This window comes from Hyphomicrobiales bacterium (assembly GCA_030688605.1).
Taxonomy (GTDB): Bacteria; Pseudomonadota; Alphaproteobacteria; order Rhizobiales; family NORP267; genus JAUYJB01.
The window spans coordinates 1-21,127 of sequence record JAUYJB010000097.1 but is presented as its reverse complement, the minus strand read 5'-3'; the positions used below and the strand labels follow the sequence as shown (position 1 = coordinate 21,127).

The following is a 21,127-nucleotide window of genomic DNA, read 5'->3' as shown; positions in this document are numbered from 1 at the left end:
GCGGCGATGATGCTGCCCGCCATCACCTGATGGGGCGACGCCGGCGTCTGGAGCGCGTGGGGATTGTAGATGCTCTTCTCGACCGGCTGGTTCAGGAAGTCGAGCTTGCGCTGCTGGTTGTTCTGATCGCGCTCAGGATCGAGATTGAGCCGATTGGCGTCCGCTGTCGGCGGGAGGTCGCCCGCCGTCGCGATGCTGGCGCCCTGCCCCGCGCTCGATGTGGCGGCTGGCGCGGGCCGGGTCGCAATCTGGAAGAACACGCCCGCTTCCCGCGCCTTCTGCGCCTGCTGGGCGAGGCGCTGACGCTCGGCCAGGGCGGCCTGGTCGTCCATGCTGGCTCCCGGCGCGATCCCGAGCTGCCGCTGGCGCTCCAGGATGGGCCCGCCGAGATCGCCCGGCAGCGGCGGACCGAGCTGCGGCGTGCCGGGGCGCATCTGCCCGTAGTCGCCGGGCAGGCCGGCGAGACCCTCTGGCGTCGGCTTGCGCTCGGTGTTGTAGAGCTCCTGGCCTTGCTGGCCGATCCGCATCCCCGGTCCCTGGAGCGCCAGCCAGGTCACGCCGAACACGCCGCCGCAGGCGACCGCGGCGATGCCGATCAGGAGCTTGCGCCTGAAGCGAACGGTGCGGCGCGGTGTGGCCTTGAGGACCAGGGTCTCCGGGTCATGCTTGGGAGCCTCCGGTCGCGGGGCGGCGGTGTCCGACATGTCGCCCTCCCCTAGCGGTCGGGCCGCGATTGCGGTCCGGCGCCGGAAGCGACGCCGGAAACGCTGTCGGTACGGCTGATGCGGACGACCTGCTGCGGATCGGCCCCCAGGCGCAGCTCGGCGGCGGCGAACAGGCGGTCGACGATGTAGTAGTTGCGCCGGACCCGGTAGTTGACGAGCTGGTTGTCGCCTGCGGGACCGACCACAAAGAGCGGCGGCGCCTCGCCCTGGTCGATCCGTCCGGGGAACTCGATGAAGACCTTGGACCCGTCGTCGAAGGCGCGCACCGGCCGCCAGGGCGGGCCGTCGCCGGAGATGGCGTAGCGGAACCGCAGGTTCTCCAGGGTGACGCCGCCCGCGACCGGCGTGGCGGCGTCGGCGGTCTCGTTCCGCCGCTGCAGCGCCAGAAGCCGGTCCCGCGGATAGGTCCAGGAGATCGCCGCCATCGCGGTGTCGTCAGTGCTCTCGAGCTGGAGATGGTAGGTGCGCCGGTCGGTGGCGATGACGAGGTTGGTGGCGAGACCCGGCGCGAAGGGCTTGACCAGCACATGGACGCGGCGCGTCTCGCCCGAGCCGCTGGTGGTGTCGCCGACCACCCAGCGCACCGTATCGCCGGCGGAGACGGCCGTCAGGGTCTCGCCCGGCTGCAGTGCGATGTCGCTGACCCGCTCCGGCGCGGCGTAGAGGCGGTAGAGCGCGCCTTGCGTATAGGGATAGACCTGGACGGCATTGATATAGCCGTGGGTGCTGGGCTCCTGGAGCGCCGCCTTGTTGGCGGCGTCGACCTGCTCGGTCGGCGGCCGGTCGTCGGGCCGGCGTCGGGCCGATGGCGGCGGCAGGAGCTGGCCGGGCAACGGCAGGGGCTCGGCGATGGTCACGACCTCGACCGGCCTGGGCACCTCCGTCTCGATCACCGCCGCCTGGAACTCCGCGCTGTCGTAGGCGATGGACGGCGGCGGCGTCCGGCCGGCGCAGGCAGCCAGCGCCAGGCTCGACACGGACACGATCAGAATGGCGCGGATCGGACCGACTGGGATCGGGATCGCGCCGATCGATAAAGAGCGGGTCATTGGGGCATCCTCCCTTCGGGCGCGGTCGCGGGATCGAGCTCGCGCGACCAGGCGATGGCGTTGACGTAGAGGCCGAGCGGGTTCTTCCTGAGCACCTCGGCGCTGCGCGGCGGCTGGATGACGGTCGTGAGGATGGCGGTCCAGCGCTCGGTGCGGGCGAGGCTGCCGCGCTCGTAGACCTGCTCGGTCCACTTCACCTGGAACGATGAGTCCGAGGCGCGCACCACGCTCGTCACCTGGACCGAGACGCTGCGCGTGCCGATGGCGGCGAACGGGTCGGTGGTGCGCGCGTAGTCGTTGAGGAAGACCGCCGCCCGGTCGGTGGCGAAGTCGTAGGCGTCGAGCCAGTTCCGGCGCACCAGCACCGGATCGACCGATACCCCGCGCACGCCCGCGATGAAGCGGCCCAGATGCCACGCGATCTGCGCGTCGGTCGGCTGATAGGTCTCGATCGCTGGCGCGACGGCGCGGACCTCGCCCAGGCGGTCGACCTCCACCACATAGGGCACGACGCGGCTCTGCATCGACTGCCAGGCCATGCCAACGGCGAGCCCCATGCTGAGCGCAAGGCTGCCGAAGGCCATGAGGCGCCAGTTCCTGGCCTGGACGCGCGCCGAGCCGATGCGTTCGTCCCACGCTTGAGCCGCCTTCTGGTAAGGCGTCACCGGCTCGGGCGTCTGGCCGTAGCGCTGGAGGGTGCGTTTGAACTTCATCGCGGATCAGTCCTCCTTGAGGTCTGGGTTGGCCGCGCCGCCGGGACGGTCGCCGTCCCTGATCGCCTGCGTCGCGGCCTGGCGGTGGGCGCGCGCGGCCTGCTCGGCACGCAGGCGCCTGGCCCAGTGGGGCGCGGCGCCGCCGGATGCCGATGCGGGAGCGGCGCGCGCCGACGCCGCTGAGGCAGAACTGGCGCCGCCCGGGGCGGAGCCGCCGGTGGCGCGCCATGCGGCGCCGCGGCCTGCCTGCGCGCTTTCCTTCATGGGTCCGCCGGCGCGGCTCGCCATGGCGCGAACGCCTTGCGCGACGGCGCCGCCGACCGCGCGCGCCACCCCGCCCAGTCCGGCGGCCACGCCAGCCATGCCGCTTGCGCCCGACGTCGCCTGACCGAGCCCATAAGCGGTGGATGCCGCGGCGCCGACCGACGTGCCGGCGCGGATCGCGGCCATGCCGCCGGATCCGGCCGCGCCGAGGCCGCGCATGCCGGCGATGGCGGCACCTCCCGTCAGCATCGCGGCGCCGGCAACGGCACCGGCGGTACCGATGGCCGCGCCGGCGCCAAGCTGCGGCGCGCCGGAGACGAGGCCGGACGCGATGCCCGGACCGAAGATGCCAAGACCGAACAGCGAGAGCGCCGCCAGCACCAGCGACATCGCCTGGCCGATGTCCGGCTCCTGTCCTTGCAGCGCGGCGATGAACTCACCGAAGAAGCTCGACCCGATGCCGACGATGACCGCCAGCACCATCACCTTGATGCCGGACGAGACGACATTGCCGAGGACGCGCTCGGCGAGGAAGGAGGTCTTGTTCCAGAGCGCGAAGGGCACCAGCACGAAACCGGCCAGCGTCGTCAGCTTGAATTCCAGGATGGTGATGAAGAGCTGCACCGCCAGGATGAAGAAGGCCAGGATCACGATGGCCCAGGCGATCAGCAGCACGATGATGGTCAGGAAATTGTCGAAGAAGCTGGTGAAGCCGAGCAGCGCGCCGACCTGTTCCAGCAGCGGATGGGCAGCGGAAAATCCGATGCTCGCCAGCTTGCCGGGCTTCAGCAGATCGGCCGCGGTCAGGCTGTTGGCGGTCGCTTCGAGTCCGAGCCCGGCGAAGGACCGGTAGACGATGTCCGCCAGCATCGAGAAGTTATTGAGGATGAGGGCGAAGACGCCGACGTAGAGGATTTTCTTGATCAGCCGGCCGAAGATGTTGGCTTCGCCGTCCATGGCCCAGAACAGGCCGGCCAGCGTGATGTCGATGCCGATGAGGATGGTGGTAAGGAACGCGACGTCGCCGGTCAGCAGCCCGAACCCGCTATCGATGTAGCGGATGAAGGTCTCCATGAAGCGGTCGATGACGTTGAGGTCGCCCATATTCGCGTTTCTTCCTGGCGCCCAGCCGCTAGCGCGGCGTGTAGGCCGTCCCCGAGCCGAGGAAGCGAGCTGTCGCCGCGCGGGCGGCTTCCTCCGCCTGCGCCTTGCGCGCCTGGTCCAGCGCTTCCGAGCGGTACTGCGCGGCCATCAGGTTCTGGATCTGGAGCTGCTGCTTGGTGGAAAGCGCGAGCAGCTGGTTGGTCGCCTGCTGCGCCTGCAGGCTCCCCACCGCGCCCTGCGAGGCCATCACCAGTTCCGACAGGGTGGCGCCATCGGCCTGGACGTTCTCGACCACCTGCGCCTGTATCCGCATGGTCTGGTGGTACGCGCTCATCGAGTTGCGCCAGCGGGTCCGGGCGTCGGCCACGAACCGGTCGGTCGTCACCGCTGCGTCATATTGTTCGGGGAATTGCTGCCGGAAGGCAGCATCGGTGGCACCGACCTCAAAGGCGATGCCCTGCGCCTGGATCATCAGCCCGTCGATGCGCTGAAGCGCACCGGTGATCTGGCCGAGCGACGAATAGTCGAGGCGCTGAAGGTTCTTCGCCATGTTCTGCAGCATGGTCGCCTGGTTCTGAAGCGATTGGATCTGGTTGTTGATCTGCTCCAGCGCGCGGGCGGCCTGCAGGATGTTCTGGGCAAAGTTCGAGGGATCGAACACGGTGATGGCGGCGGCCGGACCGGCCGGAACCACCGCCATGCCGGCACCGAGCGAGGTTGCGACAGCCAGGGCCGCGAGCGTCTTGCGCATCATGATGATGTCTCCTGTTCTGGGGTGGGGAAATCGCTGAGCAGAGCGGCGGCCCAATCGAGGCCGCGCGCAGCGAGGAAGGCGGCGGCGAAGCCGTCCGCACCCCCCTCGGCGAGGACTTGGTCGATGAGGGTCTGGGAGGCCGGGTCGGACGCGCCGCAGAGCGCGAGCGCGATGGGGCCAAGCCCGAGCTCGAACAGCCGGTTGCCGCGCCGCGATTGCAGGTAGTAGTGGCGCTTCGGGGTGGCGCGGGCGATCAGCTCGACCTGCCGGTCGTTGAGGCCGAAGCGCTCATAGGCGGCCCGCGCCTGTGGCTCGATCGCCCGGTCGTTGGGCAGGAAGATGCGCTGTGGACAGCTCTCGACGATGGCCGGCGCGATGGCGCTGCCGGCTATATCGGCGAGTGACTGGGTGGCGAAGACGACGGCGACGTTCTTCTTGCGCAGCACCTTCAGCCATTCGCGGATGCGCGCGGCGAAGACCGGGTTGTCGAGATAGACCCAGGCTTCGTCCAAAATCAGCAGCGTGGGCCGGCCTTTCTCCCCTGTCTCCGACAGGCTGGCGAAGCGCTCCTCCAGCCGATGGAAGAGATAGGTCAGCACCGGCAGGACCACGCCGGCTTGCGACATCAGCTCCTCGGTCTCGAAGCACTGCACGTCCGCCAATGCGAGCCGGTTCTCGGCGGCGTCGAGCAGCCGGCCGAACGGTCCGTCCAGCGTGTAGGGCATGAGCGCGGCCTTGAGCGCGTTCGATTGCAGCAGCACCGAGAGGCCGGTGAGCGTGCGCTCCTCGACCGGCGCAGAAGCCAGACTGGTCAACGTCGACCAGACGGCCTCCTTCACCTCCGGGGTGACGACGACCTTCTCGTGCGCCAGCAGCGCGTCGATCCACTCGGCGGCCCAGCTTCGCTCGGCCGGATCGTCGATGCCGCGCAGCGGCTGGAAGGCAAGCGAACCGTCGGAGCCCAGCGCATGATGCTCGCCGCCCATGGCGAGCACGGCGGCGCGCGCGGAATACCCCTTGTCGAAAATATAGACCTGGGAGCCGGCGTAGCGGCGGAACTGCAGTGCCAGCATCGCCAGCAGCACCGACTTGCCGGCGCCGGTCGGCCCAACGATGAGCATGTGCCCGACGTCGCCGACATGGGTGGAAAGCCGGAACGGCGTCGAGCCGCTGGTCTCGGCATAGAGCAGCGGCGGGCCGTCCAGGTGAGCATTCCGCGCCGGTCCGGCCCACACCGAGGACAGCGGCATCAGATGGGCGAGGTTCAGCGTGTGGACCAGCGGCTGGCGGACATTGGCGTAGACATGGCCGGGAAGCGACCCGAGCCAGGCTTCCACCGCATTGACGCCTTCGCGCAGGCAGGTGAAACCGAGGCCGTTGACGATGCGCTCGACGGCGCGGGCCTTCTCGTCCGCCCGAAGCCGATCGGTGTCCGAAACCGTGATGGTCGTGGTGAGATAGCCGAAGGCGACATGGTCGCCGCCGAGCGCCTGGAGCGCCAGGTCCGCGTCCACCACCTTGTTGTCGGCGTCGGAATCGAGCAGCTGGACCGGCTCGTTGTGGATGACTTCGCGCAGCAGCACGGCGATCGACTTGCGCTTGTTGAACCATTGGCGCCGGATCCGGGTGAGCGCCTTGCCGGCCTCTGTCTTGTCGAGCGCGAGGAAGCGCGTCACCCAGCGATAGGCGAAGTCCTGATGGTTGAGCGCGTCGAGAATCCCCGGCCGGGTCAGGTTGGGGAACCCGAGGATGGTGAGCGTGCGCAGGTGCCACTCGCCCAGCATCGGCTCGATGCCGCCGCTGAGCGGCGTGTCGACCAGGATGGCGTCGAGATAGAGCGGGGTCTCGGGGGCGGCGACCGGATGGCGCCGCGTGGAAATCGTGCCGTGGAGGTAGGTCAGGGTCTCGGCGTCGTCGAGCGCCCGCACCTCCGGCATGAAGCCGGACAAGAGGTCGAGCACGCGGTCGGTCTCGGCGATGAAGCCCGTGAGCTCCTGCCGCCAGTCCCGCCCCGTCTCGGGCGTGTCCCGCTCCATCAGCGCGCGCTCGGCCCTGGCGACCTGGTCGGCCGGCGGCAGGTAGACCAGAGTCAGGTGATAGCGGCTCTCGAAGTGCTGGCCGCGCCGCCCATCGAAGGCGGCGCGGCGTTCCTCGTCGACCAGCCAGGAGGCCGGATCGGGGAAGCGCGCGTCGGGATAGCCGAGCGCCTCGACCCGCTCGGCCTCGAAGAAGAGCGCCCAGCCGGAGCCGAAGCGGCGCAGGACATTGTTCGCCCGCGCGCACGCGCCGACCAGCTCGGCGTCGGTCGCGCTCTCCAGGTCGGGGCCGCGGAAGCACAGGGTCCGCTGGAAGCTGCCGTCCTTGTTGAGGACGGCGCCGGGCGCCACCAGCGCCGCCCAGGGCAGATGATCGGCCAGCCGGTCGGCGGTCCGGCGGTATTCGGCGAGGTTCAGCACGACCACCATCCCTTCTGACGAAGGTGGCGGGCGAGCACGGCGGCGAAGTCGGGATCGCGCCTGGCGGCGAACACCGCCAGCGTGTGACCGACGATCCACAGCACCAGGCCGGCGATCCATTGCTGCAGGCCGAGCCCCATGGCCGCCGCCACGGTGCCGTTGACGATGGCGATGGCGCGCGGCGCGCCGCCGAGCAGGATCGGCTCGGTCAGCGCCCGGTGCAGCGGCGCCTCGAACCCCTCGATATGGTGGATGCCGTCCGGCATCAGACCAGCGCTCCGCCGCCGAAGCTGAAGAAGCTGAGGAAGAACGAGCTGGCCGCGAACGCGATGGTGAGGCCGAACACGATCTGGATCAGCCGCCGGAAGCCGCCGCTGGTCTCTCCGAAGGCAAGCGTCAGGCCGGTGATGATGATGATGATCACCGCGACGATCCTGGCGACCGGCCCCTGGACGGACAGCAGCACCTGTTCCAGCGGCTGCTCCCAGGGCATGCCCGAACCGGCGGCGTGCGCCGTCCCGCAAAGCAGCAGCGTGACGGCCGCGGCGCCGGCAAGCGACCGCAGGAAACACTTTGTCGAAGCGTGGGGAGCCGGAAGGGACGTGGACGGACACATGGTAGTCGCTCCTTTTCACAGGGCATGAAGCCGATGGGGTGCGAGCTCAGTGACGGCGTAATCGCCGTCGGCATCGAGGCCGGCGACCTCGGCGATCGTCTCGATGCGGCGGCCCGTGCCGCGGCCCTGGATGAAGACGACGAGATCGATCGCCTCGGCGATCAGCCGGCGGGGGACGGTGACGACGCTTTCCTGCACGAGCTGCTCGAGCCGGTAGAGGGCGGACCGCGCGGAGTTGGCATGGACGGTGGCGATGCCGCCTGGATGACCGGTGTTCCAGGCCTTGAGCATGTCGAGGGCCTCAGCGCCGCGGACCTCGCCGACGATGATGCGATCAGGGCGAAGGCGCAGGGTGGAACGGACCAGATCCGCCATGGAGACGACGCCCGGCCGGGTGCGCAGCGCGACGCAATCGGGTGCGGCGCATTGCAGCTCGCGGGTGTCCTCGATCAGGATCACCCGCTCGTCGAGCCCAGCGATCTCGGCCAGCAGCGCATTGGCGAGCGTCGTCTTGCCCGAGCTGGTGCCGCCCGCGATCAACAAATTGCGCCGGTCACGGACGGCCGTGCGCAGCGCGTCGGCCTGGACCGGCATGACGATGCGGTCGGCGACATAGTCGTCGAGCGTGTAGATCCTCGCCGCCGGCTTGCGGATCGCGAAGCACGGCGCCGTCGCCACCGGCGGCAGCAAGCCTTCGAACCGTTCGCCGGCCAGGCCGTCGTCGCGCGGCGGCAGCTCGGCGCTGACCACCGGATTGCCGGCATGGGCCTCGGCGCGGACATGGCTGGCGACCAGGCGGATGATCCGCTCGACCTCGGCCGGCGCCAGCCGGGCGCCGGTTTCGATCCGGCCCTCGCCAAGCCGGTCGAGCCGCAGCACGCCGTCGGGATTGACCATCACCTCGATGACGGCGGGATCGGCGAGCGCGGCGGCGATCGCCGGTCCCATGGCGGTGCGCAGCATGGCGCGCCGGCGCTCCTGAGCTTGCAGGTTGTTCCGGGCCTCCGGATGGGACAGGCTCATGGTGCACCCTCCCCCTCTCCGTTACCGGCTCCGTTCCGGCTCAGCGTCCGGCCGCCGGCCGCAAGCTGGCGGCCGACCTGGTCGACGAAGGCCTGGAATCGGTCGCGCCCGACGGCGCGCGCGGCCTGGTCGGCTTCAGGGAGCGGCGCGGTGACCGTGAGCTGGTAGCGGACGAACAGCGCCAGGCTTTCCAGCAGGACCTGCTGGTCGCGCTCGATCCGGTTGAGCTGCGCGCTGATCCGGTTGAGGCGCAGGCCGAAGCGGTCGTCGAGTTCCTGCGCACCGCGGCGGTTGAGCCAGGCCGCCACCGCATCGGCCAGGATGGCGGACTTCGACGCGCCGGGCTTGGCCGCCAGCGCCTCCAGCTTCTCGCTGAGATCGGCGTCGAGGAAGAGCTGGTGGCGGGCCCTGGCGCGTTTAGTGGGACGGTTCATCGGATGGCCCCCGTCAGAAGTTCGGCAGCAAGTCGTCATCGCGACCCGCGCCTTCGTTCATGGCGTGGGCGCGCGCGACCGTGTTGAGACCACGCAGTCGGTCCATGGCACGCTTGTCGGCGGCGGTATCGGACTCGTCGTCGGCGAGACCGAGCGGGTTGTCGCGCTCGGGCGCGGTGGGCTTGGCGATGTCTTCCTCGGGCAGGCCGTGATGGCGCTGCTGCTGCAGGCCGCCCTCTTCTTCCGCGATGCCGGCCGCCTCATCGGCAGCGGCGACGAGGCGGAGATGCGGCCCGCGCACCTGCCCGCCCCAATCGTCGGGACGCGGGGCCGGCTTGTCCCGATAGGCGCCATCGGAGAGCAGCGGCGCGTCCGCGACGCGGGCGGTGAAGTTGCGGTCCTCGTAGTAGCGGAGCTTCCTGGCGCGGATCGGCGGGAGCCCGGAAACCAGTACCAGCTCGTCGGCCGGCGGCAGCTGCATCACTTCTCCTGGAGTCAGCAGCGGCCGCGCGGTCTCCTGGCGGCTGACCATGACGTGGCTGAGCCAGGGCGCCAGACGATGGCCGGCATAGTTGCGCTGGGCACGCAGCTCGGTCGCCGTGCCGAGCGCGTCCGATATGCGCTTTGCCGTCCGCTCGTCGTTGCTGCTGAAGGCTATGCGAACATGGCAGTTGTCGAGGATGGCGTTGTTCTCGCCATAGGCCTTGGATATCTGGTTGAGGCTCTGCGCGATCAGGTAGGCGCGGATGCCGTAGCCGGCCATGAAGGCGAGCGCGGTCTCGAAGAAGTCGAGCCGTCCGAGCGCGGGGAACTCGTCGAGCATCATCAGGAGTTGATGCTTGCGGCGCTTGCCCGGATCGCCTTCCAACCGCTCGGTCAGCCTGCGGCCGATCTGGTTCAGCACCAGGCGCACGAGCGGCTTGGTCCGCGAGATGTCCGACGGCGGAATGACGAGGTAGAGCGAGACCGGCTGCGCCGCATCGACCAGGTCGACGATGCGCCAGTCGCAGGCCGCCGTCGTCGCCGCCACCGTCGGATCGCGATAGAGGCCGAGGAACGACATGGCCGTGGACAGCACGCCGGAGCGTTCGTTCTCCGACTTGTTCAGCACCTCGCGCGCCGCCGATGCGACCACCGGATGGACTTGGGGATGATCGGGCGTGCCGAGATGATTGGTCGCCATCATCCGGCGCAGCGTGTGGGCGAAGCTCCGCTGCGGATCGGAGAGGAAGGTCGCGACGCGGGCGAGCGTCTTCTCTTCCTCTGCATAGAGGACATGCAGGATGGCGCCGACCAGCAACGAGTGGCCGGTCTTCTCCCAATGGCTCCGGCGTTCGAGCGCCCCTTCGGGGTCGACCAGGATGTCGGCGATGTTTTGGATATCGCGGACCTCGTCCAGTCCCTTGCGCACCTCCAGGAGCGGGTTGTAGCGGGCCGAACGCGGATCGGTCGGATTGAACAGCAGGCAGTGCGAGAACTTCGAGCGCCAGCCGGCGGTCAGCTGCCAGTTTTCGCCCTTGATATCGTGAACGACCGCCGACCCGGTCCAAGACAGAAGCGTCGGAATGACGAGGCCGACGCCCTTGCCCGAGCGGGTCGGCGCGAAGGCCATGACGTGCTCGGGTCCATCATGGCGCAGATATTGGCCACCGAGACGGCCGAGGAAGACACCGGCGGCCCGGAAGAGCCCGGCATCATCGATCTCACGTTTGTTCGCCCAGCGCGAGGAGCCGTAGGTGGTGACGAGCCGGTTCTGGCGCGCCCGCCACAGCGAGCCGACGACGGCCGCGGCGCAGCCCATGAAGCCGCTGGCCCCCGCCAGAATGCCTGCCCGATTGAAGACGTCCGGGGCGTAGGCCTCGTAGGCGTACCACCACTCGAACAGCTTCCAGGGTTGATAGACCGGGATGCCGAACAGCACGACCCAGGGCACGCCCAGTTGCGCCTGATAGCCGAGTTGGAAGGCCGCCCACTGCGTCGCCGACCAGACGCCTGCGATCACGATCGCGAACACGACGAAAATCTGGCCGATGAGCAACTTGGTGGGGGTCATAGCCCTCGTCCCGGACATGCGCCGCACCGATGCGACGCAACCGGATCAAGGGTCTGTCAAAAGCCTGGAATCGCTTAGAGCCTCCATTTACGCTGTACAGCGATGAAGGGGCGTTTATTTGCCGGGCCGGGTTGAGTCGATTGCCGTAGTGGCCCGCTTAGCGCCATAGGCAGACAATTGCAGTCGCCATTATTGGCCGGCGATGACAGGAAGGTCGCGGTCGACAGGAACCGAGGCCGGTTCGGCTGTGCCTTGCACAGGCTTGGGCTTTCTGCGCTATCGGGTGAGCGTCGATTCAATGGGCTCGCTCGGTCCGTTGTGGGAGGACGGCACCAGCGATAGCCTTCACAGTAGGCACTAACTCAACAGTGATCAGGATGCGACCGGAACCCGACAATCGCGAGCACCATCGACAACGCTCAGAGTTCATCAGAAAGCTAGTTCAAAGCCAGTTCGACCAGCAGCCCATCAATGATCAGTACGTGCAGGGCTCGCCCAGAACAATCGTGCAATTTTGGCACAACCTACGACAGTTGCCGAAGGACGTCGAAGAATGCGTTGCCTCTTGGGTCCGCTGGGAGACGAAAGGCTTTAGGCATCGATTGTTCGACGAGCGCAGTGCCACGGCATTTATCGGTCGCTCGTTGGGTACGCGCCACGAGCGCGCCTTCGAACGTTGCTACCACCCGGCCATGCAGGCTGACTACTTCCGGCTCTGCTACCTGTTAGTCGAAGGCGGCCTCTATGTCGATGCGGACGACGTCTGCGTTTGTACAGACATCGGTTGTTTGTTTGACGAGGGTCGGCTGAAGGTCCAGCCCCTGTGCTACGACATCGATTCTGGAACAATGGTGAACCCGTCCATGTTCTTACGTGTTGATGCCTACGCCTCAAGCTGGATTTTCTACTTCAATAACAATCCACTCATTGCAAATCGGGGGCATCCGATCATCGGAAATGCGCTCATCCGGGCAACAGGTCTTCTCGAGTCCGTCGGCGAGGACGAGTTGCCGGAAATCCAGGCAACGACAGGTCCGGGAAATCTTTCGAAGTCGATTTTTGATTTTGGTACTAGCTCGGGAGGTGTCGAAAACGATCTGATGATACTACGGGACTGGGATTCATTTTCCGTCTCAAGATGGCCATTGAGTTACCGCAACGATGCCAGGAATTGGCGACTCTCCAATCAACAGAAGTTCTATCGTAACGGCGCGTAGTTCCCAAATGAACCTTTCGAAGCCCCTGCGCGCGGCATCGCGCCTTCTGTATTCACTCTTCTTGAAATGCCGAACTCACCTGCCGCGGCAGCAGTGCCTTGCATTCATGTCGCCCTCTGATGGTCGGCGACCCGGCATAGGCCCGATTTTCGTCATCAACTTAGACAGGCAGCCGGACCGCTGGACTGACGTGCGTCGCGAGCTCGACCGCATCGTAGACGCCGTCGGCAAACCGCTGTCGGAGCGGGTCGTTCGGTACTCGGCATACGATGCGCAGGCCTATACCGACAAATTATATGACACTGTTGACATCGAGCCTTTTTACAAACTCGGCGACCAGCTGTTCGTCGAACCGCAACCTCACGCAGTCCCAGACGCGTTCGATTTGGAGCGCTCAATTAGAATGAGTGGCGCAGAAGTCGCCGTTGCATACTCGCATATCGGCATCTGGAAAACGATTGCACAGTCCGATGCCCCTTATGCCCTTGTACTCGAGGATGACGTCTGGTTCGAGCGTAGCTTTGGGCGGCTTGTCGATCAGGCTTGGCGCGAGATGGAAGCCGCCGACCGCACCAGGCCTGCGTTCGATGTGTTGTAGCTGTCTTACAAGGAAGTGCGCCACGGTGCTCCAAAGGAATTGATTTCAAAAAGCGTGTTCCGCCCGGAACGCGGCCTCTGGCACCTGTCCGGGTATGTGCTGTCGAAGAAAGGCGCGCAGGCGCTGCTTGGGCTTCTTCCGTGTCGCGGTCCCATCGACCTCTGGATCAATCACAAGTTCCAAGAGATGGACGTCCGGGCTTTGCGCCGCTCAGTGATCAACCAGCGCCTCGATCTCAACTCGACGAACTCATACTCGATCCTGCCGGCACTGAGCCGGATCGGTATCCTAGAGAGCGGTGACGCGGCGCTTTTTCAGCAGCGACCGACTCACTCTCCCGTGTTCGCGTTCGGCACCCCGGGATCCGGGCTTTCATCGCTCGCTATGGCCCTCTCGATGCTTGGCTATCGCTGCTGTAGTGATTTTGACCGGATTCCGGAATGTGAGTTAGAGGGTCTTCTCGCCGGCCGCACTGATCGCGTTTTCGACGCCTACGTCAACATCGAATCGCTGAAGCCGCATGTCCGTGTGCTCACACAGCGCTATCCGCGCGCCAAGTTCATCGTGATCGACGATGTAGCGGGGGCCGCTGATCGCCAAGGTGGCAGTGTACTGAACGAACTGGAAGGGGCAGACGTACTTCGTTTGCATGGTGAAAACGCCAACACTTGGCGTGCGCTTTGCGAGCACGTGAGGCTCGCACCGCCGGGTGCGCCCTACCCGGCTGTTCGGGATATTAGACAGCGAAGGTATCGGTGTGCCCCGACCGACACGCTAACGACCCGCCCAGCGAAGTGGCTTCGGCGCGACCGGTCACCGTGGGTCGTGAAGCCGCGTGCGGGTTGGGCGGGAATTAGCGCGAGCTCATTCGATCGGCTGGAATCATCAGCCTCATCGCGAGTGCGCTTCGAGGATGATCTAGGCGATATCCAGTCGGCGCGGTGGCTGTTGCGAAACGACACGTTCCCCGGAAACCTTGGACTGTTTCGTCCGGCCAACGTGACCCCGCAACCGAGCGGCGGCCTTTCACTCACGGTCATCGAGGAGCCGCTTGGCGTTCGGAATCTTAGCGCGGCGGCGGTCTTGAGCCGAGGCAGTTTCCTATTCGGGCGCTTCGAAGCCACGCTGCAAGCGACGAACGTTCCGGGCCTAGTGACCGGCTTCTTCCTTCACCGCGATTCGCCCCGACAGGAGATCGATGTCGAGATCGCAGGAAATCGCCCGGACCGACTTCTGGTCAACGTGTTCTACAACCCGGGTCCCGAGGGCGCGAAATTCGATTACGGCGACCGGGGAACGCCCGTTAGCATTCCATTGGGGTTCGACGCATCAAAAGCCTTGCATCGGTTCGTCATTGAATGGGATCCATGCGAGATTCGGTGGTTCGTCGACGATGAACTGGTTCACCGTCGCGCTACATGGGACCCGACCCCCATTCCGCACCTGCCCATGACGTTACATGTCAATACGTGGCCGACCCGTTCACGAAAGCTTGCAGGCCGGTTGGCGCTCCGCTCGCTGCCCGCGTCAGCGATCGTGCGCCGAATCGCCGTTGACGCGTTCAATGCGGACGCGCAGCCACCATTAGCGTCCGCTTCGGAGGATATTTCGAACATGTCCGTGGCTCAGCTACAGCAGGAAACCGGCGATAGGTGACCGCTTTGGGTCAAAAATCGACCATTTACGACACCGACGGTCCACCCCGCTGCCGCCCGATGGTCCAGGAGATGCTATCGCCGCGCACGATGCCGGAGACCTGCTTGCCCAGATGGCGCTCCAGCACGGGCCGCCATGGCACCAGCGTGAACTCGCGGGCTTTCTCGATGACGGCGAACCGGCCGCTCGCCAGATCGACATGCCGGCGATAGATGCCTTCGACCTTCTCCCGCGACTTGGTCTCGACATAGCTCAGCCGCAGATCGCTCGATAGCTGACCGGCGACGCGCGCAAGCTCACGCCTGCGCAGGATGCCGAGCAGATTGGCGCGATAGACGATCCGGTCCTGCTCCTCGCGGGCGAGATCCTGCGCGATCAGCCATTGCCGCCGCCGCGCTCGCGCCGCGCGCACGTCCCGGCCGAAGCCCTCGTCGCGCACGGGTTCCGGAGTCTCCGCGACAAGCTCGCGGTCGAGCCAGGTCGCACCCTCGGCGCCGACCTGCCGCTCCAGCGGCAGCGACGACAGCGTTTGCACCACCACGGGCGAGGCCTGTGCCTGGCGCCGCTCGAACGCCGCCGCCCGCTCTAGATGGTCGGGGGCGATCACCCAGGTTCCATCGGGCTCGCGCTCGACGCCGCCGGTGACGCGCCGGATCGCCTCCAGCCGGCGCACATGGGTTTCGGCAAAACTGGCGCTGGCGGACGGGTCGTGACGGAGGTGGATATCGACGTCATACCGCCCGCCATTGGCGGCCGCGATCTCGGACACCGTGCGATCGACCTGCCGGGGCTCGGGGTGCTTCGGGTCGATGCGCACGATGGCGCCTTCGGGTGTGGGCTCGGTCGCTTCCCCTTTGCCGATGTCCACATAGTGGGTGCGGCCGTCGAGAGCGTCGACGATCAGGTAATGGTGGTCGTTGATCTCGTCGGACAGGCCCCGTGCGACCACCCGGCCGGTGATCGGGCGGCTGTCCTTCGCGGCCGGGTCGAAGATGACGTAATCGGCGGCGGCGCGCGCCACACCCTTCTCCACCATCTCGCGATGCATCGTCTTGATGATGTCGCCGCGCTCGCCCATGCGCTTGAGCGTCTCCTCGAGGTCGTCGGCCAAGCGCCACTGGCCCGGCCGCACTTCCCCGGCGAGTCCCAGAGCTTTGAGCTTCTGCAGACGGCCGGCCCGCAAGGTCTGCTGGAAAGCGTCCTTGTCCGTCGACCAGACCAGCCCTTCCCCATCCCGGCCGCGCAGCAGGCGCCGGTCGATGCTGGCGAGCCGCTCCTGTTGGACTTCGTTGCGCAGGCGGTTCTCGATCTCCAGATCGGAACGCGGCCCGAGGTCCAACGTCACCAGTTCCGCCGCGCGTTCGCGCATCCCTTGCGTGATGTATTCGCGGGCGATGACGAGATCCTTGCCTCTCTCATCCTTGCCGCGAAGGATGATGTGGCTGTGCGGATGGCCGGTGTTGTAGTGATCGACCGCGACCCATTCGAGCTTGGTGTCGAGGTCCTGCTCCATCTGCGCCATCAAGCGCCGGGTCAGCGGCTTCAGGTCCTCATACTCGACGCCATCCTCCGGCGCGACGATGAAGCGGAACTGATGCCGGTCGCCGTCAGCGTGTTCCAGGAACGCCTTGCCGTCGGCGCGGTCCTGCTCGGCGCTGTAAAGCTGACCCGGCTCACCATCGCGCGTAACCCCGTCGCGCTGGATATAGCGCAGATGCGCCAGCGCGCCCTTCATGCCCTTTCCCGCGAGCTTGACGATACGCGACTTGACCACGACGCGGCGGCTGCGGAACGCCGCATGGCGGTCGCGCGAACCAAGCACCCGGCCGACGCTGGCGCCGCGACCGATCTGGCTGCCGTGGAACTTTGCCTTGCGTGCCGACGATCCGCTCCCCACGTGCCCGCCGGCGAGCATCGTCGCCTGCAGCACCCGGTGCAGGTATTTTCGGCCGCGTTTGCTGCCGCGCGAGCGTATCTTCCCGAGCTTCGGTTCGAACTCGTCGTCGCGCGTCATGACCACGCCTCACCGACGATCCAAGGTGTCCAACAGCGTGAGGAAGCATCGCCCGCGTGCGGGCCGCAAGGCGTCTCCATCGCCATGCTGTAAATCAACGACTTACAAGAACACGTCTCCATGGACGCAGCACCCGTCTCTATAAATAACGATGTGCAGACAAGGACATGGGCGTCTCGTGGAGACAGCCCTTTTATCTTGCCTTACGCGACTTCCGATCTGCTCTCCGCCCGTCCTGCGCTCAGCTACGATCTCTTGCCCGGTCTCGGCTCAAGACGATGCCCATGCACCAGGTGGATTCGTCGCCTGAAATGATGGGAGCGACGCCGTGACGACGCCGCTCCCGAAATGGCTGGCTGGGTCATCCACCGCCCGCTAGAAACGCCTTTTCCGCGCTCTCGAAGCTGTCGAAATGACGCAGACGGAACATCCAATGGACGTGACGTTCGGCATCCACGACGCAGGTCGCGACGTAGTAGCGGCTGCGGAAATAGCCGACGATCGACACGAGCTCGGACGCTTCGTCCGCTTCATCGAGGCTCTCATAGGCGCCGAGATTCATCTCCGCGATCCGCCCGTCCCAGTGGAAATCGGCGCGTTCCGCGTCGATGAAACGCTCGGCGATGGACAGGATTCCGTCGCGACCGAACTCCTGCGCCAAACTGTCGAGAAGCTGCGGGAAGCGGTCGAATTCGGCATGCGGATGGATGTGAAGCGTGGTCATCTGAACCTCCAGGGTTGCTATCCTCCTCATCGAGAACAGGCCCTGGCATCGGCCGGCGAAGCGGCGGTCAAGGACGCCGAAGGCGCCGCGCAGCGGGGCGTGGGGGAGCCAAAATGCGCGAGCATTTTGGGGGGACCGCGCATCCTTGACGGGCGCTTCGTCCTGGCTGGTAGGATAGACATACCGAGACGAGGCCTCTCTCTCCGGCAGGGCTCCGATAGCGCCATCGCCCTTCATCGCTGGCCACCCGGCACGGTGGTCAGAGGGACAAACAGGTCGCTGGAGGCTGACGCTTTCTCGGCATTTGATGATGCATCGGCGGCGGTTCGCAGCGTGAAGAACAGCCGCGTTCCCGATGGCACGGGAGGCAGCGACGGCGGGCTTGGATCAGCTTGCGCGATAGTAGCGAGATAGGCGCGCGTCTCGGCCGGCAGAGGCCGGCCATCGTGCAGATGCTCGTCATAACGCTCCGGCCCGGCATTGTAGGCGGCGAACAGGCCCGGATAGCCGTAGCGGTCGTACATCGCGCGCAGATAGGCCGTGCCTGCCAGAATATTGTCGCGCGGGTCGTGGGGATCGGGGCCGAGACCATGCGCGCGCCGCATCTCCTCATAGGTGTCGGGCATCACCTGCATCAGCCCCATCGCCCCGGCGCGCGAGGTGATCGGACGGCCGTCAAGCGTTGACCGGCCGCCGCTCTCGGCCTGCATGACCGCGCGTATCCAAGCCTCGGGCACGCCGAACCGGCGCGACGCCTCGGCGATGAAATCCTGCCAGCGATCGAGCGCAGTATCGGTCGCGGCGACGGGTTCTGCATAGGCAGGCATGGCGCTTGCGAAGGGTCCGACGGCCAATGCGCCGAGCAGCAGGAGTGTCACTCGATCCATAGCGGCGCGAGCCTCCCGATGATTGCCGCACGACGCACTGACCCGAAATACCGCCCATCGAAGGAGCCGACGACGTCTTCCATCAGCAGGAAAACATCGTCCGGTCCGAGAGTCTGGCAGCCGGTCCAGGCGGGCAGAGGGCGGCCGAGCCGGTCGCGCGCCAGCCGTTCGGCGACGACGCGGCGGTTGACGGAAATCACATCGCCAGCAGCGCAGACGATGTCGCCGTCGAGCGCCGCGATGCGCTTTACCAGCGGGACGTTCTCCGGGAGATAGCCGCGTTCGGCGGCGAGCTGCCGGACGGACTCCGGTGTGTGGACGAGCACCAGATCGCCGCGGGCGGGCTGGCCCGGCAGGACGCGATAGAGGCCGATGGGGGCGCTGGCGCTGGCGTTCCACACCAGCCACGGGGCCGGTCGGGCGAGTGCCGCGAGACCGATCAGGCCGAGCCCGAGCAAAGAGAGGGCGAGGACTGCACGCGGGCACCTACGCCCGCGCCGGCGCCGGTCGGTACGTATGAAGATCATCGCCGTGGCCCGCTACTTTGAGGGTGAGCGGGACGCTGACGGTCGGGCTCCGAGGTCGATGTCTTGACGTGCTCGGCCGACCATGCGTCGAGGTCGTCGATGTGATAGCGGACGTAGCGGCCATGCTTGCGAAAGCGCGGCCCGCCGCCGGCCGTGCGCATCTTTTCGAGCGTCCGGCGCGACAGGCCGACATAGTGGGCGGCCTGGTCGGTGTTCAGAAACGGGCTGCCCTTCTTGGCGTTGTTGGCCCGGGCGATCTCGTCATCCATCTTCCGCGCTCCCCGGTTGCGATACGGACGGCGACGGCGAACGTCGCCGCGCGCCAAGCGAGGATGGGCGCGATGGGGCGCGCTCGGGGACGCTCGAAAAGACGCCTCTCGCGAATTCGAGCGGGCGCGCAAAACCACATGCAGAAGGAAAGCCCCGCCGCGGCGATCCGCGACGGGGCTTGGGGGCGTTATCGGTCGCGCGGTTCCCACAGCGCGATGTGCGTGGCGCCGTCCCCGTTGGGGTTTTCGAGCTTGACCAGCCGGGCCCGGACCCAGTTCGGCCCGAACTCGGGCGCGCCGATCTTGAGGTTCAGGTAGGTCTCGCCGCTCGACTTCGCGACCTGGCTCCAGGCCGCTCCGACCTCGTAGCGCTGGCCGGCATAGACCCGATAGTCGGGCGCGTTCTCGGACTTCTTGTCGATGGGGACGATGGTGAGCGCGGCGGTGACGTTGAGGGTCTTGAGGGTGCCCGTGAAGACGCCGTCGTCGAGCTTGGTGAAGGTGCCGAGGGTGATGGCCATGATGTGGTCTCCTTTCGCTTGAGTCGCAGGACCGCCCTGCGATGGCTCGGCGCTCAGAGACCGCAAGGCGCCCCTGCCCACCGCGAGCGTGGCGAAGCGGCCGGAACGCAGTGGAGGACCTGGGAGGCGGGAGAATTTGGAGCGAAGCGTCCGCGAGGAGGCCCGCTTGCGGGCCGGGGAAATTCTTTCGCCGGACAGGTTGGAGAGGGGCGACGCGGGCTCTAGCGCTTTGAGAGACATGCAGGGACGGTCAGCGAATCTCAGCCCACGAGGAGACCTTGGCCCAAGCACCCGACCGCCTTCACCTTGGTTTCGACCGCGCGGGAACGGAGAACCCAGACCTTCTTCGCCGACTCCTTTCAGAGCCGCTTGGACGATGTCCGTCACGCTCCGCCACACGGACCTTCAACACGGCAGAGCGGGGTCGGTGACAGGCTGCCACGGCAACACGGTCGAACCGCGAGACAAACTGAATGTCATGGCGAACGCGACGAGGATCGGGCAGCGTCCCACCGGTGCTGGGCTCATGATCGGCACAACGATGGACGCACTCCACGCTCGCCGCGTACGGCGGAAGCGATACCGAGTAACTGCCACGAAGCCGTGCGGATCACCGTGACGGGGGCGTATGCCGAAGATAAAGCGGTTGCACACCGATCCGTCGGAGCGACTCCGATAGGAGACCATCGCGCCCCGCTTTGATGCCTCTTTGAGCTGGAATCTGTGAGCGATGCGCCAGGGATCGAAGCCCGCCAGGGCCGAGACGCCGCAGGCGGCTCGGTTCACGAAAGCCCGGCGCGCGGGCGAGCCCGCGCGGGCGCCACACTACGCTCTAGGTAAAGGCGAAGGGCAAATTCTGACGCAAAGCAGCCACTCCCAGAGACTAAAGAAAGTAGTGGGAAGAGTACGCGACGTGGACAGTGAGACAAATGCGGCTACAATCGACTGCGATATCACCGCCCGAGCGAGCAACATGAAACTCGACCACGCGGCTAAACAAACAGCTCTTCAACGGTGGGTTTTGCCAGAAGACCTTCATGTACCCATCGCCGCCGTCAACGAAGATGCTATCACCACCTATGTGGGAGAAGTTGTGCGCCGGCTTGGGGGCCGCACCGCACCGCGGGCCTTGCTCGTGCGGGTGCCGGTACCGCCAAGTCAAGATGATCGACTACCGATATGGGACGTACCTGGGTCCGCTGAATTCTTTCGGCCTCTTCAGGTATGGGTCGACATTACATACTCAAAGTATCGGCAGGCGTTTCATCGAGCCTTTCCCGGCGAAGATCTAGCAGGTAGCGTTCTCATTCACGCAATGAATCGACGGGTCGCCGTCGGGAAGGGTTTCACCTTCGTTCGCATCACTCCGACCTCTCGCTCTCTGAGCTGGTCCCGGAAAATCGGACAGGGGGTTAAGGTGTATTCCACCGGATGACGGAGTGGTACACGATGAGGACGCGACGGCGGTTTACGGCGGAGTTCAAGGCGAAGGTGGCGCTGGAGGCGCTGCGGGGCGACAGGAC

20 protein-coding genes are annotated in these 21,127 nt (G+C 66.5%); 3 read left to right on the top strand and 17 right to left on the bottom strand.

What is annotated here, in order from left to right:
- From Q8P46_10630 to Q8P46_10580, 11 genes are all read right to left on the bottom strand, one after another.
- Positions 1-704, bottom strand: a 704-nt coding sequence (locus Q8P46_10630; GenBank protein ID MDP2620613.1) for a conjugal transfer protein TrbI, incomplete at its 3' end; no start/stop codon positions are given.
- A gap of 11 nt (positions 705-715) precedes the next feature.
- Positions 716-1,774 carry a P-type conjugative transfer protein TrbG gene (gene trbG, locus Q8P46_10625; GenBank protein MDP2620612.1) on the bottom strand — a complete coding sequence of 353 codons (1,059 nt, stop codon included), beginning with the start codon at positions 1,772-1,774 and terminating at the stop codon, positions 716-718.
- The gene (gene trbF, locus Q8P46_10620) at positions 1,771-2,487 is read right to left on the bottom strand and encodes a conjugal transfer protein TrbF (protein ID MDP2620611.1); all 717 of its coding nucleotides are present in this window, start codon (positions 2,485-2,487) and stop codon (positions 1,771-1,773) included. The genes trbG and trbF overlap by 4 nt, the downstream gene beginning before the upstream one ends.
- A gap of 6 nt (positions 2,488-2,493) precedes the next feature.
- A complete protein-coding gene (gene trbL / locus Q8P46_10615) occupies positions 2,494-3,855 on the bottom strand; it encodes a P-type conjugative transfer protein TrbL (protein MDP2620610.1) in 1,362 nt (453 codons plus the stop codon).
- Between the two features lie 28 nt (positions 3,856-3,883).
- Positions 3,884-4,609: a P-type conjugative transfer protein TrbJ gene (trbJ, locus tag Q8P46_10610; GenBank protein MDP2620609.1), complete on the bottom strand. Its 726-nt coding sequence runs from the start codon at positions 4,607-4,609 to the stop codon at positions 3,884-3,886.
- Positions 4,606-7,065 (bottom strand): conjugal transfer protein TrbE, encoded by a 2,460-nt coding sequence (gene trbE, locus Q8P46_10605; GenBank protein MDP2620608.1) that lies wholly within the window; start codon positions 7,063-7,065, stop codon positions 4,606-4,608. The genes trbJ and trbE overlap by 4 nt, the downstream gene beginning before the upstream one ends.
- Positions 7,059-7,331 carry a VirB3 family type IV secretion system protein gene (locus tag Q8P46_10600; GenBank protein ID MDP2620607.1) on the bottom strand — a complete coding sequence of 91 codons (273 nt, stop codon included), beginning with the start codon at positions 7,329-7,331 and terminating at the stop codon, positions 7,059-7,061. Before Q8P46_10600 ends, trbE begins: the two co-directional genes overlap by 7 nt.
- A complete protein-coding gene (locus Q8P46_10595; GenBank protein MDP2620606.1) occupies positions 7,331-7,681 on the bottom strand; it encodes a TrbC/VirB2 family protein in 351 nt (116 codons plus the stop codon). The genes Q8P46_10600 and Q8P46_10595 overlap by 1 nt, the downstream gene beginning before the upstream one ends.
- Positions 7,682-7,696: 15 nt before the next feature.
- On the bottom strand, positions 7,697-8,704 hold the full coding sequence (trbB, locus tag Q8P46_10590) for a P-type conjugative transfer ATPase TrbB (GenBank protein ID MDP2620605.1): 1,008 nt from the start codon (positions 8,702-8,704) through the stop codon (positions 7,697-7,699).
- Positions 8,701-9,138 (bottom strand): CopG family transcriptional regulator, encoded by a 438-nt coding sequence (locus tag Q8P46_10585; protein ID MDP2620604.1) that lies wholly within the window; start codon positions 9,136-9,138, stop codon positions 8,701-8,703. The genes trbB and Q8P46_10585 overlap by 4 nt, the downstream gene beginning before the upstream one ends.
- Before the next feature lie 13 nt (positions 9,139-9,151).
- Complete coding sequence (locus tag Q8P46_10580) at positions 9,152-11,191, bottom strand: conjugal transfer protein TraG (GenBank protein MDP2620603.1); 2,040 nt, start codon at positions 11,189-11,191, stop codon at positions 9,152-9,154.
- Between the two features lie 377 nt (positions 11,192-11,568).
- Between Q8P46_10580 and Q8P46_10575 the strand changes: the two genes are divergently transcribed.
- From Q8P46_10575 to Q8P46_10565, 3 genes are read left to right on the top strand one after another with little or no spacing between them, the layout of a single operon-like run.
- Entirely contained in the window at positions 11,569-12,408 is an 840-nt protein-coding gene (locus Q8P46_10575) for a glycosyltransferase (protein MDP2620602.1), read from the top strand.
- Between the two features lie 7 nt (positions 12,409-12,415).
- Entirely contained in the window at positions 12,416-13,006 is a 591-nt protein-coding gene (locus Q8P46_10570; GenBank protein MDP2620601.1) for a glycosyltransferase family 25 protein, read from the top strand.
- A 15-nt stretch (positions 13,007-13,021) separates the two neighbouring features.
- The gene (locus tag Q8P46_10565) at positions 13,022-14,662 is read left to right on the top strand and encodes a family 16 glycosylhydrolase (protein ID MDP2620600.1); all 1,641 of its coding nucleotides are present in this window, start codon (positions 13,022-13,024) and stop codon (positions 14,660-14,662) included.
- Positions 14,663-14,687: 25 nt separating this feature from the next.
- On the opposite strand, the gene rlxS is transcribed toward Q8P46_10565, so the two are convergent.
- The 6 genes from rlxS to Q8P46_10535 all read right to left on the bottom strand — a co-directional run bounded on the left by rlxS (position 14,688) and on the right by Q8P46_10535 (position 19,604).
- On the bottom strand, positions 14,688-16,676 hold the full coding sequence (gene rlxS / locus Q8P46_10560; protein MDP2620599.1) for a relaxase/mobilization nuclease RlxS: 1,989 nt from the start codon (positions 16,674-16,676) through the stop codon (positions 14,688-14,690).
- A 361-nt stretch (positions 16,677-17,037) separates the two neighbouring features.
- Complete coding sequence (locus Q8P46_10555; GenBank protein ID MDP2620598.1) at positions 17,038-17,400, bottom strand: hypothetical protein; 363 nt, start codon at positions 17,398-17,400, stop codon at positions 17,038-17,040.
- Positions 17,401-17,633: 233 nt separating this feature from the next.
- The gene (locus Q8P46_10550) at positions 17,634-18,287 is read right to left on the bottom strand and encodes a lytic transglycosylase domain-containing protein (GenBank protein ID MDP2620597.1); all 654 of its coding nucleotides are present in this window, start codon (positions 18,285-18,287) and stop codon (positions 17,634-17,636) included.
- Positions 18,275-18,814: a S26 family signal peptidase gene (locus tag Q8P46_10545; protein MDP2620596.1), complete on the bottom strand. Its 540-nt coding sequence runs from the start codon at positions 18,812-18,814 to the stop codon at positions 18,275-18,277. The genes Q8P46_10550 and Q8P46_10545 overlap by 13 nt, the downstream gene beginning before the upstream one ends.
- Positions 18,811-19,083 carry a helix-turn-helix domain-containing protein gene (locus Q8P46_10540; GenBank protein ID MDP2620595.1) on the bottom strand — a complete coding sequence of 91 codons (273 nt, stop codon included), beginning with the start codon at positions 19,081-19,083 and terminating at the stop codon, positions 18,811-18,813. Before Q8P46_10540 ends, Q8P46_10545 begins: the two co-directional genes overlap by 4 nt.
- Positions 19,084-19,271: 188 nt before the next feature.
- A complete protein-coding gene (locus tag Q8P46_10535) occupies positions 19,272-19,604 on the bottom strand; it encodes a DUF736 domain-containing protein (protein ID MDP2620594.1) in 333 nt (110 codons plus the stop codon).
- Between the last annotated feature and the right edge of the window lie 1,523 nt (positions 19,605-21,127).

Coding starts and splice junctions, on each gene's coding strand:
- Q8P46_10595 (MDP2620606.1), bottom strand. CDS start 7,681: ATGTGTCCGTCCACGTCCCTTCCGGCTCCCCACGCTTCGACAAAGTGT.
- trbL (MDP2620610.1), bottom strand. CDS start 3,855: ATGGGCGACCTCAACGTCATCGACCGCTTCATGGAGACCTTCATCCGC.
- Q8P46_10600 (MDP2620607.1), bottom strand. CDS start 7,331: ATGCCGGACGGCATCCACCATATCGAGGGGTTCGAGGCGCCGCTGCAC.
- trbG (MDP2620612.1), bottom strand. CDS start 1,774: ATGACCCGCTCTTTATCGATCGGCGCGATCCCGATCCCAGTCGGTCCG.
- Q8P46_10575 (MDP2620602.1), top strand. CDS start 11,569: ATGCGACCGGAACCCGACAATCGCGAGCACCATCGACAACGCTCAGAG.
- Q8P46_10555 (MDP2620598.1), bottom strand. CDS start 17,400: ATGACCACGCTTCACATCCATCCGCATGCCGAATTCGACCGCTTCCCG.
- Q8P46_10535 (MDP2620594.1), bottom strand. CDS start 19,604: ATGGCCATCACCCTCGGCACCTTCACCAAGCTCGACGACGGCGTCTTC.
- Q8P46_10580 (MDP2620603.1), bottom strand. CDS start 11,191: ATGACCCCCACCAAGTTGCTCATCGGCCAGATTTTCGTCGTGTTCGCG.
- Q8P46_10545 (MDP2620596.1), bottom strand. CDS start 18,814: ATGATCTTCATACGTACCGACCGGCGCCGGCGCGGGCGTAGGTGCCCG.
- Q8P46_10540 (MDP2620595.1), bottom strand. CDS start 19,083: ATGGATGACGAGATCGCCCGGGCCAACAACGCCAAGAAGGGCAGCCCG.
- trbJ (MDP2620609.1), bottom strand. CDS start 4,609: ATGATGCGCAAGACGCTCGCGGCCCTGGCTGTCGCAACCTCGCTCGGT.
- rlxS (MDP2620599.1), bottom strand. CDS start 16,676: ATGACGCGCGACGACGAGTTCGAACCGAAGCTCGGGAAGATACGCTCG.
- Q8P46_10585 (MDP2620604.1), bottom strand. CDS start 9,138: ATGAACCGTCCCACTAAACGCGCCAGGGCCCGCCACCAGCTCTTCCTC.
- Q8P46_10570 (MDP2620601.1), top strand. CDS start 12,416: ATGAACCTTTCGAAGCCCCTGCGCGCGGCATCGCGCCTTCTGTATTCA.
- trbB (MDP2620605.1), bottom strand. CDS start 8,704: ATGAGCCTGTCCCATCCGGAGGCCCGGAACAACCTGCAAGCTCAGGAG.
- trbF (MDP2620611.1), bottom strand. CDS start 2,487: ATGAAGTTCAAACGCACCCTCCAGCGCTACGGCCAGACGCCCGAGCCG.
- Q8P46_10550 (MDP2620597.1), bottom strand. CDS start 18,287: ATGGATCGAGTGACACTCCTGCTGCTCGGCGCATTGGCCGTCGGACCC.